The organism is Phenylobacterium sp., assembly GCF_046463815.1.
In the GTDB taxonomy this organism is placed as follows: domain Bacteria; phylum Pseudomonadota; class Alphaproteobacteria; order Caulobacterales; family Caulobacteraceae; genus Phenylobacterium.
In genome coordinates, this window is record NZ_JBKBRO010000026.1 from 16,998 (window position 1) to 31,557 (window position 14,560).

General features: G+C 70.5%; 14 protein-coding genes. 3 read left to right on the forward strand and 11 right to left on the reverse strand.

What is annotated here, in order from left to right; translation table 11 throughout:
• Positions 1 to 49: 49 nt before the first annotated feature.
• The 6 genes from phoB to ACK4TT_RS16120 form a co-directional block, all read right to left on the reverse strand.
• On the reverse strand, positions 50 to 742 hold the full coding sequence (gene phoB / locus ACK4TT_RS16095) for a phosphate regulon transcriptional regulator PhoB (RefSeq protein ID WP_409638150.1): 693 nt from the start codon (positions 740 to 742) through the stop codon (positions 50 to 52).
• A gap of 13 nt (positions 743 to 755) precedes the next feature.
• On the reverse strand, positions 756 to 1,451 hold the full coding sequence (phoU, locus tag ACK4TT_RS16100; protein ID WP_409638147.1) for a phosphate signaling complex protein PhoU: 696 nt from the start codon (positions 1,449 to 1,451) through the stop codon (positions 756 to 758).
• A gap of 10 nt (positions 1,452 to 1,461) precedes the next feature.
• Positions 1,462 to 2,262, reverse strand: coding sequence for a phosphate ABC transporter ATP-binding protein PstB (gene pstB / locus ACK4TT_RS16105; RefSeq protein ID WP_410213419.1), 801 nt, complete (start codon positions 2,260 to 2,262; stop codon positions 1,462 to 1,464).
• A 76-nt stretch (positions 2,263 to 2,338) separates the two neighbouring features.
• Positions 2,339 to 3,640 (reverse strand): phosphate ABC transporter permease PstA, encoded by a 1,302-nt coding sequence (gene pstA / locus ACK4TT_RS16110; RefSeq protein WP_409638141.1) that lies wholly within the window; start codon positions 3,638 to 3,640, stop codon positions 2,339 to 2,341.
• Positions 3,633 to 5,105: a phosphate ABC transporter permease subunit PstC gene (gene pstC / locus ACK4TT_RS16115; protein ID WP_410213406.1), complete on the reverse strand. Its 1,473-nt coding sequence runs from the start codon at positions 5,103 to 5,105 to the stop codon at positions 3,633 to 3,635. Before pstC ends, pstA begins: the two co-directional genes overlap by 8 nt.
• A 66-nt stretch (positions 5,106 to 5,171) precedes the next feature.
• The gene (locus ACK4TT_RS16120) at positions 5,172 to 6,656 is read right to left on the reverse strand and encodes a sensor histidine kinase (protein ID WP_409638135.1); all 1,485 of its coding nucleotides are present in this window, start codon (positions 6,654 to 6,656) and stop codon (positions 5,172 to 5,174) included.
• A 68-nt stretch (positions 6,657 to 6,724) separates the two neighbouring features.
• On the opposite strand from ACK4TT_RS16120, the gene ACK4TT_RS16125 reads away from it, so the two are divergent.
• From ACK4TT_RS16125 to ACK4TT_RS16135, 3 genes are all read left to right on the forward strand, one after another.
• On the forward strand, positions 6,725 to 7,369 hold the full coding sequence (locus ACK4TT_RS16125) for a sensor histidine kinase (protein ID WP_410213407.1): 645 nt from the start codon (positions 6,725 to 6,727) through the stop codon (positions 7,367 to 7,369).
• A gap of 59 nt (positions 7,370 to 7,428) precedes the next feature.
• Complete coding sequence (locus ACK4TT_RS16130) at positions 7,429 to 7,662, forward strand: SemiSWEET family sugar transporter (RefSeq protein WP_409638207.1); 234 nt, start codon at positions 7,429 to 7,431, stop codon at positions 7,660 to 7,662.
• A gap of 70 nt (positions 7,663 to 7,732) precedes the next feature.
• Positions 7,733 to 10,015, forward strand: coding sequence for a tetratricopeptide repeat protein (locus ACK4TT_RS16135; protein WP_410213408.1), 2,283 nt, complete (start codon positions 7,733 to 7,735; stop codon positions 10,013 to 10,015).
• Here ACK4TT_RS16135 and ACK4TT_RS16140 read toward each other — a convergent pair.
• The 5 genes from ACK4TT_RS16140 to rfbF are packed head-to-tail and all read right to left on the reverse strand — an operon-like array spanning position 10,012 to position 14,556.
• Positions 10,012 to 10,962 (reverse strand): NAD-dependent epimerase/dehydratase family protein, encoded by a 951-nt coding sequence (locus ACK4TT_RS16140; protein WP_410213409.1) that lies wholly within the window; start codon positions 10,960 to 10,962, stop codon positions 10,012 to 10,014. The two genes, ACK4TT_RS16135 and ACK4TT_RS16140, sit on opposite strands and share 4 nt — an antisense overlap.
• 3 nt (positions 10,963 to 10,965) lie before the next feature.
• A complete protein-coding gene (gene rfbC, locus ACK4TT_RS16145; protein WP_410213410.1) occupies positions 10,966 to 11,496 on the reverse strand; it encodes a dTDP-4-dehydrorhamnose 3,5-epimerase in 531 nt (176 codons plus the stop codon).
• Positions 11,496 to 12,734 carry a methyltransferase domain-containing protein gene (locus tag ACK4TT_RS16150; protein ID WP_409638121.1) on the reverse strand — a complete coding sequence of 413 codons (1,239 nt, stop codon included), beginning with the start codon at positions 12,732 to 12,734 and terminating at the stop codon, positions 11,496 to 11,498. The genes rfbC and ACK4TT_RS16150 overlap by 1 nt, the downstream gene beginning before the upstream one ends.
• Positions 12,735 to 12,742: 8 nt before the next feature.
• On the reverse strand, positions 12,743 to 13,801 hold the full coding sequence (gene rfbG / locus ACK4TT_RS16155) for a CDP-glucose 4,6-dehydratase (RefSeq protein WP_410213411.1): 1,059 nt from the start codon (positions 13,799 to 13,801) through the stop codon (positions 12,743 to 12,745).
• Positions 13,789 to 14,556, reverse strand: coding sequence for a glucose-1-phosphate cytidylyltransferase (rfbF, locus tag ACK4TT_RS16160; RefSeq protein WP_409638115.1), 768 nt, complete (start codon positions 14,554 to 14,556; stop codon positions 13,789 to 13,791). Before rfbF ends, rfbG begins: the two co-directional genes overlap by 13 nt.
• Positions 14,557 to 14,560 lie beyond the last annotated feature (4 nt).

Consider the following 14,560-nt stretch of genomic DNA (forward strand, 5'->3'; position numbering starts at 1 on the left):
GCGCTTTCGCCCGCCCACGCCCCCGCGGTCAAGCCGGAGGTTCGAGGTCCTAGGCGTCGATGTCGAGCGAGTAGCCGGCCGAGCGCACCGTCCGGATGGGGTCGCCGCCCTCCGAGGCGTTCAGCGCCTTGCGCAGGCGGCCGATGTGCACGTCGACGGTGCGGGCCTCCACATAGACGTCCGAGCCCCAGACCGCATCCAGCAGCTGCTCGCGCGAGAACACCCGGCCGGGATGCTGCATGAAGTGGTCGAGCAGGCGGAACTCGGTGGGGCCCAGGTGGACCTCCGAGCCGTTGCGCTTCACCCGGTGGGCGACCCGGTCGATGACGATGTCGCCGCAGCGGACCCGGTCCTCGGCCAGGCCCGGGCGCAGCCGGCGCAACACGGCGCGGATGCGGGCGGCCAGCTCGCTCATGGCGAAGGGCTTCACCACATAGTCGTCGGCGCCGGTGTCGAGGCCGCGGATGCGGTCCGTCTCCTCGCCGCGCGCCGTCAGCATGATGATCGGCACGTTGCGGGATTCCGGCCGCTGGCGCAGCCGGCGGCAGACCTCTATGCCCGAGACCTTGGGAAGCATCCAGTCCAGCACGATCAGGTCGGGCAGGCGCTCCTGCACCTGCAGCAGGGCCTCCTCGCCGTCGCCGGCGGCAGTGACCTCGTAACCTTCCTTCTCGAGGTTGTATTGAAGGAGCGTCGCGAGCGAGTCTTCGTCCTCGACGATCAGGATCCTTGGCGTCGTCACTTATCGGCCCCCGTCAGGCTTCCAGTGGATCGGTCTTCGGCCGGGCCTGGGAGATCATCTCCTCGCCCGTGATTTCGTAGTGGATCAGCTCGGCGATGTTGGTGGCGTGGTCGCCGATGCGTTCGAGGTTCTTGGCCGCGAACAGGAGGTGCGTGCAGGCCGTGATCGTCCGCGGATCGCCCATCATGTAGGTGAGCAGCTCGCGGAACAGGCTGTTGTAGTGCTCGTCCACCTCGTCGTCCTGGGACCAGACGGCAAGCGCCCGCTCCAGGTCGGAGCGGCTGTAGGCGTCCAGCACCGAGGTCAGGCGGGTCAGCACCAGCTTGCCCATCCGCTCGATCGAGCGGGTGAGCGGGGTGATGGGCTCGGCCTCGATGATCACCAGGCTGCGCTTGGCGATGTTCTTGGCGAGGTCGCCGATACGCTCCAGGTTGTTGGCGATCTTCATGGCCGCGACCGTCCTGCGCAGGTCGTTGGCCATGGGCTGGCGCAGCGCGATCAGGCGGATGGCCCGCCGCTCGATGTCGCGCTCGGTGGCGTCCAGCTTCTCGTCCCGGGCCACGACCGCCGTGGCGATGTCCTGGTCGCGCTTGACCACCGCCTGGAGGCAGTCGGCCACCGCCGCCTCGGCCAGGCCGCCCATGCGGGTGGCCTCCGCCGTCAGGGCGTTGAGCTCTTCTTCGTAGGATTTGACGATGTGCTCGTTCATGGGCGTCGCCTCAGCCGAACCGGCCGGTGATGTAGTCCTGGGTGCGGGAATCGCGCGGGTTGGTGAAGATCTCGTCCGTGTTGCCGGCCTCGATCAGCTTGCCCAGGTGGAAGAAGGCGGTCTTCTGCGACACCCGCGCGGCCTGGGCCATCGAGTGGGTCACGATGACGATGCAGTACTCCTCGCGCAGCTCGTCGATCAGCTCCTCGACGCGGGCCGTGGCGATGGGGTCGAGGGCCGAGCAGGGCTCGTCCATCAGGATCACCTCGGGGTTCACCGCGATGGCGCGCGCGATCACCAGGCGCTGCTGCTGGCCGCCCGAAAGGCTCGTGCCGGGCTGGTGCAGACGATCGGCCACCTCGTCCCAGAGGCCGGCGCGCTTCAGCGAGGTCTCGACCACGGCTTCCAGCTCGCGCTTGCCCGTAGCGATGCCGTGGATGCGGGGGCCGTAGGCCACGTTCTCGAAGATGCTCTTGGGGAACGGGTTCGGCTTCTGGAACACCATGCCCACCCGGGCGCGCAGCAGGACCGGGTCGATGCTCCGGTCGTTGACGTCCTCGCCGTCCAGCTCGATCCGCCCGCTCACCTTGGCCGTCGGGATCGTGTCGTTCATCCGGTTGATGCAACGCAGGAAGGTCGACTTGCCACAGCCGGACGGGCCGATCAGAGCCGTGACGGCCTTCTCCGGCACGTCGAGCGAAACGTCGAACAGCGCCTGTTTCTCGCCGTAGAAGACGTTGACGTCGCGGGCCCGAAGCTTGGGCGGGGCGTCGACGGCGTGCTGGGCCTGGGGCCGCAGTTCGATGTGCATCGGACCCTCCTTGGCCTGGCTCTGGTCGGATTGGGTCAGCATCGGGGACCTCGAAATGGGACGGCGTTCGGTCATGTCACCAGCGCCGCTCGAACCGCCGCCGCAGGATGATGGCGGCGAGGTTCATGACGATCATGAAGGCGAGCAGGACCATGATGGCGGCCGCGGTGCGCTCGTGGAACGCCCGCTCGGAGGCGTTCTCCCAGATGAACACCTGGACGGGCAGGACCGTGGCTGCCTCGGTGAAGCCGGCCGGGACGCCCGGGACGAACGAGACCATGCCGACCATCAGCAGCGGGGCCGTCTCGCCGAGCGCGTGGGCCAGCGACAGGATCGCGCCGGTCATCACGCCCGGCAGGGCAAGCGGCAAGACGTGGTGAAACACCGTCTGGGTCCGGGAGGCCCCGACGCCCAGGGCCGCCTCGCGGATCGAGGGCGGCACGGCCTTCAAGGCCGAGCGGGTGGCGATGATCACGGTCGGCAGGGCCATCAGGGCCAGGACCAGGCCGCCCACCAGGGGCGAGGAGCGCGGCACGGCCAGCCAGTTGATGAACACCGCCAGCCCCAGCAGGCCGTAGACGATGGAGGGCACGGCGGCGAGGTTGTTGATGTTCACCTCGATCATCGCCGTCCAGCGGTTCTTGGGCGAGAACTCCTCGAGATAGACCGCCGCCAGCACGCCGATCGGCACCGCCAGGATGGCGGTCACCAGCAGCATCATGGCCGAGCCGACCACGGCGCCCAGCACGCCGGCCTGCTCGGGCTCGGTGGAGTCCGACCGCGTCAGGAAGCTGGTGTTGAAGCCCGAGGAGACCATCCCCTGCGCCTTCAGCTTGTCGAGCCAGGCGATCTGGCGATCGTCCAGCCTGCGGCTCTCCTGTGGGGTCGAGCGCTTGATCTCGCCCTTGTAGTAGAGCGCCGCGTCCGCGCGGACAGGGCCGGTCACCGTGACGGTCTTGCCGATCAGCGACGGGTCGGCCCGCAGCCTCTGGAGGACCTGGAAGCCGAGGTCGGTGGACAGCAGCTCCATGACCTTGCCCGAGGCCGAGCCGAACTCGTCGTCCTTCTCCCCCAGCTTGGCCAGCACCGCGTCGGCCACCAGCAGGTCGTAGCCGGCGCCCGCCAGGTTCGAGGCGTCCACCCGCGCCGGATCGACGTAGACGGGCACGCTCATGCGGTAGTCGACGAAGGTCGTGTAGCCCTGGGTCACGATCCGCCCCAGCAGGACGGCCAGGAACATGAGCGCCGTCAGGATGGCCAGCCGGCCGTACCAGCGGAACCGCGTCTCCCGCGCGCGACGGGCCTTCAGGCGCGCGGTGACCGCGGCGCGCAGGTCGGCGGGCGTGGGCCCCGGCTTGGGAAGAGCCGCGTCAGTCATACTGTTCCCGGTACTTCTGGACGGTCCGGAGCGCGATCACGTTCAGGATCAGGGTGATGATGAACAGCGTCAGGCCCAGGCCGAAGGCCGACAGGGTCTTGGGGCTGTCGAATTCCTGGTCGCCGGTGAGCAGGGTCACGATCTGCACGGTGACCGTGGTCACGGTGTCGAGCGGGTTTAGCGTGGTCTTGGCCTGCAGGCCCGCGGCCATGGTGACGATCATGGTCTCGCCCACCGCCCGGGAGACGGCCAGCAGCAGGGCCCCCATGATGCCCGGCAGGGCGGCGGGCATGACCACCTTCTTGATGGTCTCGGACGGCGTCGCGCCCATGGCCAGGCTGCCGTCGCGCAGCGACTGGGGCACGGCGTTGATGATGTCATCCGACAGCGAGGAGACGAAGGGGATCAGCATGATCCCCATCACCGCGCCGGCGACGAGGGCCATCTGGTTCTGCACCTGGGCGAGGTAGAGGCCGAGGCCGTTCAGCGGTCCGCCGATCAGCTCCACGCCCAGGCCATTGAAGAAGCCGCGGAACAGCGGCCCCACGGTCAGCGCCGCGAAGAAGCCGTAGACGACGGTCGGAACCCCCGCCAGCACCTCCAGCAGCGGCTTGACCACCGCCCGGACCGGCCGGCTGGCGTATTCCGCCAGGTAGATGGCCGAGAGCAGGCCGATGGGCGCGGCCACGATCATGGCGATCAGCATGATGAGGAAGGTGCCGGCGAAGAGCGGCACGGCGCCGAACGCCCCCGAGGTGGCGAACTGGTCCGCCCGCATGGCGATCTGCGGGTCCCACTCGGTCCCGAACAGGAACTTCAGCGGCGGCACCGCCTGGAAGAAGCGGAAGCTTTCAAAGGCCAGCGAGGCCACGATGCCGACCGTCGTGAGCACGGCGGCCACCGAACAGGCCACGAGCACGGCCGTGGTCCACTGCTCCACCCGCTCCCGGGCGCGGAACTCGGGCCGGACGCGGCCGTAGGCGAAGAAGAAGCCGCCGATCGACAGCGCGACCGCCAGGGCGACGACGCCCAGGTGGACGGCGATTCCGAGGCTCCGCGCCTGGGCGGCCTCGGCGTCGAGCGCCGCCTTCACGTCGGGCGCATAGAGGGTTTCGCTGGCCGCCCGGCCGTGCGCCAGGGCCCAGGCGTCATCGTGGAAGACCGCGCGCTCCTGGTCGCCAAGAGCCTGGACGACCGCGGGCGCCTCCGCCCTGACGATGGCCGCCTCGATCCGGGGGCCGAAGGCGCCGTGGAGCATGAGGACCGCGGCCGCCGGGGCCGCCACCCACAGCATGACGTAGGCGCCGTGGTAGCCCGGGCGGGAATGGCTGCGCGCGCCAGCCGCCTGGCCGGCAACTTGGCCGGCAACTTGGCCAGCCACTTGCGCGGTCAGCTTGCGGCGGCCCAGCACGTAGGTCACCGCCGAGAAGAGGACGAGCGCCGCGAGGGCGGCCCAACTGATCATGTGACGGTTCCCGATGGGACCTGAACCAAGCCCGGGCCAACCTGCCCGGTCGATGCTGTCCCTCTGCTACACTTTGATGACAGTTTCGCGACGGTCGACGGTTTCGACCGTATACTGAGCAATCTGCGGCAGGTAGATCGAGAAGGTCGCCCCCTCGCCCAGAACGCTCTCCACGGCGAGACCGCCCCGGTGGCGGTTGACGATGTGCTTGACGATGGCGAGGCCCAGGCCGGTCCCCGAGCGCTCGCCGCTCTTCTGCCCCTCCACCCGGTAGAACCGTTCGGTGAGCCTAGGCAGATGCTCGCGGGCGATGCCCGGTCCCTGGTCGCTGACCCGCAGCACGCCGTAGGTCTCGCCGGTGTGGTCGGGGGTCAGCAGCGACAGCCGTGCGGCGTCAGGCCGCAGGCCCGCGGCGGCGGCCTCGGCGGACAGGCCGGCCTGGATGACCACGCTGATGACGCCGCCCTGGCTCGAATACTTCAGCGCGTTGTCCACGAGGTTCTGCGCCACCTGGACGATCTGGTCGCGGTCGCCGACGACCCGGGCCGTCCCCTTGGGCGGAGCCTTCACCTCCAGCTTCACGCCCCGTTCCCGGGCCAGCGGCCCCACCGCGTCCACCACGTCGGCGACCGCGCCCACCAGGTCGACCTCGTCCGACGGGGCGATGTGCTCATTGAGCTCGATCCGGCTGAGCGACATGAGGTCGTCGATCAGCCGGTTCATGCGGTCGGCCTGGATCTGCATGATGCTGAGGAACCGCTCGCGCACCGCGTCGTCCGCCCGGGCGTGGCCCCGCAGGGTCTCGATGAAGCCGCTTAGCGAGGCGAGGGGCGTGCGCAGTTCGTGGCTCGCGTTGGCCAGGAAGTCGGCGCGGGTCCGCTCGACCTGACGAAGCTCGGTTTCGTCGCGGAACGACAGCAGGGCCAGATGGGCGCCGTCCAGCGCCAGGCCCATGGGCCGGACCAGCGCCCGAAACACCCGCGACTGCACCCCGCCCGTCTCATAGATCGTCTCGCCGTCGCGGGCGGCGAACAGGGCCTCGTCGACGGCGTCCAGCAGCTGCGGATCGCGCAGGACGCTGACCAGCAGGCCCTCGCCCCGATCGATGCGGAACAGGTCGCGGGCGGCGCTGTTGGCGAACACGTAGCGGCGGCCGGTCAGGTCGTCGGGCTCGGACGCCGATATGACCAGGATGGGGTCCGGAAGGGCGTTGATGAGCGCCGCGTAGGGCGGGGCCTCGCCCGAGGCGCCGGCGATGGCCGGCTCGGCGCGGTCCGCCTCGGCCTCGGCGCGGCGGTCCGCGGCGATCAGGACCAGCGCCGTGGCGCCGGCGACCACCACCAGCGCCGCGATGGCCGCCCCGGCGTCGGCCAGGCCGAGGACCATGAGGACGAGGATGGCCGTGAGGCCCGCCGCGCCCGTCGCCAGCACCGGCCAAAGCGGGCCCTCATGCCGACGAGGCGGCGCCGGGGGCGATGGCGGTGGCGGAAGCGGCAAGTCGAATCTCCGTAACGGGACTCTCCAGCATCCCAAACCATGTGTCACGGCCATGACAGACCGGCGGTTCGCCATGCGCTATGACAATGGCGCCGCTTTACCGCGACGAAGGGAGCGCCGCCATGGCCGACCCGCAGATCGACGTCCTGCGCCGCGCCCTCGAAACGCAGACCGCCCTGCGCCGCGAGGCCGAGCATCGCGCCAGGAACCTGCTCCAGCTCATCTCCTCCCTCATGCTGCTGCAGGCGCGGCGGACGCCGGAGGAGGTCGCCCGCCAGGCGCTGCACGCCCTCCATCGCCGCGTGAGCGCCGTGGGCCTCGCCCAGCGCCTGGTGAACCCCGCCCACGACGGCGACTGGATCGATGTGGGGACGATGGTGCGGCAGCTCGCGGCCGAACTGACCGGCGCCGCCGGCCGCCCTGGGGTCGAGATCGTCCTGGAGCTGGAGGCGGTGAAGGCCCCGGCCCGGATCGGCGCCCCGGTGGCCCTCATCCTGGTCGAAGGCCTGGGGAACGCGCTGGCCCACGCCTTCCCGGACGGACGCGCCGGCCGCGTTCAGGTCGGGCTCCGGCGAAACGCGGACGGACTCGAACTCTGCGTCGTCGACGACGGCGTCGGCTGGGCGCAGGACGCCCCTCAGGGCTTCGGCCTGACGCTCATGGATCTGCTCGCCCAGCAGCTGCGCGGCCAACTCGTCCGCACGCCTGCGCAACCCGGGCTGCGGCTCGTCGTTAGCGTACCGATCGACGCCACGGCGCAGCCTTGAGGATCCACCGTCCCGTGAACATCGCCGACCTTGTGGGCGCGGGGGCCGCCCTGTGCTCGATGACCAGCTTCGCGCCGCAGATCGTCAAGATCTGGCGGGAGCGGGACGCCTCCTCCGTGTCGTTCAGGATGTATGTGGTGACCGTGACCGGCTTCACCCTCTGGACCGTCTACGGGGTTCTGGTCGGGAGTTGGCCCGTCATCGGCGCCAACGTCGTCTGCCTGGTCCTCTCGGCCGCCATCCTGGCCCTGAAATGGCGGTTCTCGCGGCGGCCCGCCCGTCGCGCGGTCTAGCCAGCGGGAAGGCCGGGCCGTAAGTGCTGGCCTTGCGCCGGCACAGAGCGCGGCGTGACAGGGACCCAAGATGGATCGACGGCTGGCTGCGGCCCAAGCGGCCCTTCAGGACGGACGCGCGGACGAGGCCATCCAGAATCTCACCGCCCTGCTCGGCGAGGCGCCCGACCAGCCGGTGGGCGTCTATTTCACCCTGGGTCTCCAGCTCTACCGGAAGGGCCGCCACGCCGAGGCCGAAAGGTGGGTGGCCGAGGGCGTTCGCCGCTTCCCGCGGCACGTCGACACCCTCAACCTCCACGGCGTCCTCCTGCGCCGGCTGGGCCGGTGGGACGACGCCGTCGCCGCCCTCAACGCGGCCTTGCGGCTTCAGCCCAAGAACATCTCCGCGATGTCGAACCTGGCCAATGTGCAACTGGACCGCAACGAGCCGGCCAGCGCCGAGGCCCTGCTGACCAAGCTCGTCCGGATGGAGCCCAGGAACAGCGAGCACCAGCGTCTCCTCGGGCGCGCGCTCATGGCCCAGTCCCGCCACGACGGGGCCCTACAGCGCTTCCGCCAGGCGATCCTGCTCGATCGCAACAACCGGAACGCCTGGTATGACCAGATCGGCCTGCTCATGGAAATGCGGCGCACGGAGGAGGCCGGCGAAGCGCTCGAACGGGCGGCCGCCCTGTTCCCCAACGACCCGCGGCTGGCCGAGAGTCGTATCGTCGCCTTGCGCCGCGAGGGCCGGAACCTCGAGGCGGAGGCCATGCTCGCCCAGATGGTGGAAGCGGGTGGGGCGCCCGCCTGGGCCTATCGCCAACTCGCGGTCGCCGTCGCCGACAAGGATCGCCCCAGGGCGAACGACCTGCTCCGGCGAGCGGTGGAGCTTGAGCCGAACAACATCGACATGGTGTTCGCCTTGGCCGAGAATCTCCAGCGGTCCCGGTATGGCGACGAGGCGGCCCACATCGAGGAGTCCTACCAGGTCTTACGCCGGGTTCCGGCGCTGCACGCCCTTACGGTCCGCAACAAGAAGGTCGCCACCGAGATCTTCCTCCGCGTCGGCGCCTATGACGAACTCGCCCGGCTGGGTTCTTTCGCCGAACTCGGACGCGCCTATGCGACCGTCGGCCTGCACTCCGGCCTGATGAACCTTCTGGCCCAGGTCCGGTCGGCGGAGGACCGTCGTGCGCTGGTGGACTTCCACCGCCTGTGGGGCCAGCGCGAGGAAAGCCTCGCGGCCAACGATCCGATCGTCCGCAAGCCGCCGGCCGCCGGCCGCTCCAAGCTGCGGATCGGCTTCATGTCGTCCGACCTGCGCGCGCATCCCGTCGGCGCCTTCACCATGCCGCTGCTCAAGGCCTACGACCGCTCGCGCTTCGAGGTGTATTGCTACTCCTACAAGCAGGGCCAGGCCGACCTGGCGCAGCAGGCGATGGCCGGCCTGGTCGACGCGTTCCGCTGGCGGCCCGACATCAGCGACCACGACGCCGCCCAGATGATCGCCGACGATCAGCTCGACATCCTGATCGAGCTCGGCGGATCGACCTACATGAACAAGCTGGAGGTCATGGCCTACAAGCCCGCGCCGCTGCAGGCGAGCTGGCTGGGCTACGCCCACTCCGCCGGGCCCTCCACGATCGACTACCTGGTGCTCGATCCGTTCATGGCGCCGGAGGACCCGGCGCTCCTGATCGAGAAGCCGCTGATGCTGCCCCACTGCTGGTACAGCCTGGAGGGCGACGCCTATCGGGACGATATCCCGTTCGACACGACAGCTCCGGCCGAGCGCAACGGCTACGTCACCTTCGGCACGGCCAACAATCCGTACAAGTACGGTCCTGAGCTGCTGCGGTCCTGGGCCCGGATCCTGGCGCGTACGCCGGACTCCCGGTTCCTGTTCATCCGGCCCGAGAGCGGGAGCCCCTCGTTCCGCGCCAACATGACGGCCGCCTTCGCCGCCGAAGGGGTCGCGCCTGAACGGATCCTGTTCGAGCCCGTCCGCGGCAAGCACCTGCCGCATTACAACCGCCTGGACATGTCGCTCGACACCTTCCCCCAGACCGGCGGCACGACGACCTGCGAATCGCTGTGGATGGGCGCGCCCGTCATCACCCTGGTCGGAGAGGCCCTCTACGAGCGGCTGAGCTACTCGGTCCTGATGAACCTGGGCCTGGGCGAATTCTGCACGCGCTCGGTCGAGGCCTACGAGGATGCGGCCGTGGCGCTGGCCGCCGACCCGGCGAGGATCGGCGAGCTCCGGCGGACCCTGCGCTCGCGCATGCGCGCGAGCCCCCTCGGCCAGGCCGAGGCCTGGGCCAGGGACTTCTTCGAGGCGGTGGCGAAGGCGATCGCGGCGGCGCGCTAGGCCGGCGTGGAGGCCAGCAGGCCCTGGGCCCGCACCCGGTCGTAGAAGGCCACGTAGGCGTCCCAGAAGGCCTCCGCCTCGCCGGGGCCGAAGCGCCGCGGCTGGTCGTTGGCCCGCGCCTCGGGCTCGGGAAACGCCGCCTGCGGATGCTCCAGGACCTCGCAGGCCAGGCCCGTCCGCGCCCGGACCTGGTCGGCCACGGCCCGGGCGAAGTCGCCCACGCGCATCACCATCCCCGACGGCCGGAAACGGACTTCGCCGACGCCCTGATCCAGCATGGCAGACGCGGCCTCGGCGTAGGCTCGGGCCAGGAGGGGCGCCGGCAGGTGGTCGCGGACGTAGGCGGGGGTGCGGACTTCGCCCGGCCGGCCCTCGACCCAGGCCTGGAACAGCGACCAGACGATCCGGCCTTCCTCCCAGGGGCCGAAGGGCGCCGGGATCACGAATTTGCCGAAGCCGAGCCCGGCCTGCCGGGCGAGCCGCGCCTGGGCGGCGTTGGTGAGCGCCTTGGAGAGGCCGTAGGGGCTGGCGGCGGCCTCGCCCCCGCCCTCGCCGCTTTCGAAATAGGTGCCGGTGGCCAGTAGCGCGCGCCCGCCGCCCTTCGCGAAGGCGGCGACGGCCTCGGGCACGCCCGCCAGGTTCCGCGCCACGCCGGCCTGGGCGTCATAGTCGGGGCTGCGGTATCCCGGGATGTCGGCGGCGTGGTGCGCCAGGAGGTCCGCGCGGGCGCCGGCCAACAGGTCGCCGAACGCGTCCGAAGCCAGCGGCGTCTCGAAGACCACCTCGGCCACCGTGGCCAGGCGCTCCACGCGCCAGGCCCGCACGCCCGTGTAGTCGCCCCTCGCCCGCCGCAGCGGCGCGGTCACGTGGAAGCCCGCGCCCGCCAGGGCCTCGGCGATCCAGAGCCCGGTGAACGAACTCGCGCCGGTGAGCACCACCCCCGGCATGGGTCAGGCCCGGTAGTCGGGATAGGCGCGGTCGCGCTCTGAGATCAGCACGGGCGCCGCCGGCCATGCGACGCCGAACGCCGGATCGTCCCAGCGCACGCCCGCCTCGTGCCCGGGCCGGTAGGCCGGCGAGATCTGGTAGACGACGTCGGTGTCCGGCTCCAGCGTCAGGAAGCCGTGGGCGACGCCTTCGGGGATCAGCAGGGCCTTGAGGTTGTCCGCCGAGAGTTCGACGCCGGTCCAGCGCCGGTGGGTCGGGCTTTCGGGGCGAAGGTCCACGGCCACGTCGAAGATGCGGCCCCGCGTGACCCGCACCAGCTTGGTCTCCGCATGCGGCGCGGCCTGGTAGTGCATGCCGCGCAGGGTCCCGGCCTGCGGATTGCGCGACAGGCTGGTCTGCACCGGCTTGAACGGAAATCCGGCCGCGGCGAACTCCGTCGGGCAATGCAGCCGGGCGAAGGCGCCGCGCTCGTCCGCCCGGGGTTCGGCCTCGACGACGACCACGCCCGCAATCGCGGTCTCGGCGAAGCGCATCAGCCCACGACCTCGGTGCGCGGCGAGGCGACCACGAACCGGCCGCCCCAGTCCCGGATATAGGCGAGCTGGGTCATGATCTCGGCCTTCAGGTTCCAGGGCAGGATCAGCACATAGTCCGGCCGGACCTCGGAGACCTGGTCCGGCCCCAGGATCGGAACATGGCTGCCCGGCAGGTAGCGGCCCTGCTTGGCGGGGTTGGCGTCGAACGCGCAGACGAGGTCGTCGGCGGTCGTACCGCAGTAGTTGAGGAAGGTGTTGCCCTTGGCCGCCGCGCCATAGGCCGCCACGCGCTTGCCCTCGGCCTTCGCGCCGGCCAGGAAGGCGCGGAAGCTGTCGCGCACCGCCTCGACCTTGGGCGTGAAGTCCCGGTAGGTCTCCAGCCGGCCCAGGCCCCCTGCGGCCTCGGCCTGGCGCGCCACCCTGAGCGCCTCGGTCTCGGCGTGGCCGGACGAACGCAGCGCGCAGTAGAGCCTGAGCGATCCGCCGTGCGTCGGCAGCCGCTCGACGTCGAAGACCATCAGGTCGTGGGCCGCCAGCACCTGCTCCACCGCCAGCAGCGACAGGTAGCTGAAGTGCTCGTGATAGATGGTGTCGAACTGGACCTGTTCGATCAGGTTCAGGAGATGCGGGAACTCGAAGGTCAGCACGCCCTCCGGCTTCAGCACGTGCCGGAAGCCGGCCACGAAGCCGTTGATGTCGGGCACGTGCGCCAGGACGTTGTTGGCCGCCATCAGGTCGGCCCGGTCGCCGCGGGCCGCCAGCGCCAGCGCCGTCTGCTCGTTGAAGAAGACGGTCTCGGTCCGCACGCCCCGCGCCCGCGCCGCCTCGGCGGTGTTGGCGGTGGGTTCGATCCCCAGCACGGGGACGTCCATGGCCACGAAATGCTGCAGCAGGTAGCCGTCGTTGCTGGCCACCTCGATCACCAGCGATTCCGGCCCCAGGCCGAAGCGTTCCGCCATGGCCGCCGCGTAGCGCCGCGCATGCTCGACCCAGCCCGGCGAATAGGATGAGAAGTACGCATACTCGGCGTCGAAGATGGCCTCGGCCGGGACCACGTCCTCGGCCTGCACCAGGAAGCACCGGCCGCAGACGCGGGCGTGCAGCGGATAGACGCCCTCGGTCCCCGCCTCGAGCTGTTCGCGGGTGAGATAGCTGTTGGCCAGCGGCTGGCGCCCCAGGTCCAGGAAGGTCTGGGTGAGCGGCGCGTGGCAGAATCGGCAGGAAGGCTGGCTCATGAGCAAACTCATGATCGGGCCTCGTAGCCTTCGATCTGCTCCAGGCACAAGGCGCGCGCGGTCTCGATCCCGGCTTCGCGGCGGTACCAGTCCATGGTCAGGGCCACCGCCTCGGGCGCGTCCAGCCGGCTCTCGAAGCCGATGGCCTCGCGGGCCAGGCTGGCGTCGATGGCCAGCGCCTTGGCTTCGATCGAGTTCGGATCGGGCTCGTGCCGCCACGGCTTTCCGCCGAGGGCGGCGACGCCCAGGCTGGCCAGTTCGCCGGCGGTGACGGCGGGACCGCCAGGCCTGGGGCCGATGTTCAGCGCCCGCGGCGCGGCCGGATCGGTCGCCAGGACTTCGGCATAGCGGAAATAGCCCGCGAGGCAGTCCAGGACGTGCTGCCATGGCCGGGTCGCCTCGGGATGGCGCAGCGTCACGGCCTCGCCCGCGCGCGCGGCGCGCACGATGTCGGCCACCAGCCGGTCGCGCGAGAAGTCACCCCCGCCGATGACGTTTCCCCCGCGCACCGTGGCCACGGGGGCGCGGTCGGCGAAGTAGCTCCGGGCATAGCTCTGGACCACGATCTCGGCGGCCGCCTTGGAGGCGGAATAGGGGTCCTTGCCGCCCAGGGGATCGGTTTCGCGGAAGGCCCGGCCGGTCTCGGCGTTGGCGTAGACCTTGTCCGAGGTGACGACGAGCACGGCCTTCAGGTCGGTCTGCGACCGCAGCGCCTCGAGCAGGTGGGCCGTGCCCATGACGTTGGTCTCGAACGTCCCGATGGGATCCTCGACGGACGCGCGCACGATGGCCTGGGCCGCCAGATGCAGCACGATGTCGTAGGCTCCCCCGCCGACCGTCGCGGCCACGGCGTCGCCGTTGCGCAGGTCCACGAAGCGCGAGCGGATCAGTTCACCCACGCCCGCGAGCTCGAACAGACTGGGCTTCTGGTCCGGCGGCAGGGCCAGCCCCGTCACCTCGGCGCCCAGGCGCGAGAGCCAGATCGCGGCCCAGGCGCCCTTGAACCCGGTGTGGCCGGTCAGCAGGACGCGCTTGCCGGCCCAGAAGGCGGGATTCACCGCCGCCACGGCGCCTCGCCGGAGGCCCAGAGCGCCTCGAGATGGTTCTTGTCGCGCAGGGTGTCCATGGCCGCCCAGAAGCCGTCGTGCCGGAAGGCCATCAGCTCGCCGTCCTCGGCCAGCGACTGAAGGGGTTCGTTCTCGAAGGGCATGTGGTCGCCGGCGATGCGGTCCAGCACGCTGGGGTCCAGCACGAAGAAGCCCCCGTTGATCAGGCCGTTGTCGCCGGGCGGCTTCTCTACGAAGCGCTCCACCCGGCCGTCGGCGATCTCCAGCGCCCCGTACCGGCCGGGCGGCGCCACGGCGGTGATGGTCGCGGCCTTGCCGTGCGCGCGGTGGAAGTCGGCCAGAGCGCGCAGGTCGACGTCGGCCACGCCGTCGCCGTAGGTGCAGAAGAAGGGCTCGCCCGGGTCGAGATAGCGCCCGATCCGCTTGATCCGCCCGCCGGTCATGGTCTCGGCGCCGGTCTCCACCAGGGTCACCCGCCAGGGCTCGTGGTTGGTGGCGTGGTACTCGATGGAGCCCTTCTCCAGGTCCACCGTGAGGTCGGCGTTATGGAGCACGTAGTTGGCGAAGTACTCCTTGATCACATAGCCCTTGTAGCCCAGGCAGACGATGAAGTCGTTGAAGCCGTGGTGCGAATACAGCTTCATGATGTGCCACAGGATCGGCCGCCCGCCGATCTCGATCATCGGCTTGGGCCGCAGGTGGCTCTCTTCCGAAATCCGGGTGCCGAGGCCCCCGGCCAGGATGACCGTCTTCATCGCG

Bases quoted from the DNA above. Each gene is read 5' to 3' on its own strand.
- ACK4TT_RS16150 (WP_409638121.1), bottom strand. From the start codon at position 12,734: ATGAGCCAGCCTTCCTGCCGATTCTGCCACGCGCCGCTCACCCAGACC.
- pstA (WP_409638141.1), bottom strand. From the start codon at position 3,640: ATGACTGACGCGGCTCTTCCCAAGCCGGGGCCCACGCCCGCCGACCTG.
- ACK4TT_RS16125 (WP_410213407.1), top strand. From the start codon at position 6,725: ATGGCCGACCCGCAGATCGACGTCCTGCGCCGCGCCCTCGAAACGCAG.
- ACK4TT_RS16130 (WP_409638207.1), top strand. From the start codon at position 7,429: ATGACCAGCTTCGCGCCGCAGATCGTCAAGATCTGGCGGGAGCGGGAC.
- pstC (WP_410213406.1), bottom strand. From the start codon at position 5,105: ATGATCAGTTGGGCCGCCCTCGCGGCGCTCGTCCTCTTCTCGGCGGTG.
- pstB (WP_410213419.1), bottom strand. From the start codon at position 2,262: ATGCACATCGAACTGCGGCCCCAGGCCCAGCACGCCGTCGACGCCCCG.
- phoU (WP_409638147.1), bottom strand. From the start codon at position 1,451: ATGAACGAGCACATCGTCAAATCCTACGAAGAAGAGCTCAACGCCCTG.
- ACK4TT_RS16135 (WP_410213408.1), top strand. From the start codon at position 7,733: ATGGATCGACGGCTGGCTGCGGCCCAAGCGGCCCTTCAGGACGGACGC.
- ACK4TT_RS16120 (WP_409638135.1), bottom strand. From the start codon at position 6,656: ATGGCCGTGACACATGGTTTGGGATGCTGGAGAGTCCCGTTACGGAGA.
- ACK4TT_RS16140 (WP_410213409.1), bottom strand. From the start codon at position 10,962: ATGCCGGGGGTGGTGCTCACCGGCGCGAGTTCGTTCACCGGGCTCTGG.
- rfbC (WP_410213410.1), bottom strand. From the start codon at position 11,496: ATGCGCTTCGCCGAGACCGCGATTGCGGGCGTGGTCGTCGTCGAGGCC.
- rfbF (WP_409638115.1), bottom strand. From the start codon at position 14,556: ATGAAGACGGTCATCCTGGCCGGGGGCCTCGGCACCCGGATTTCGGAA.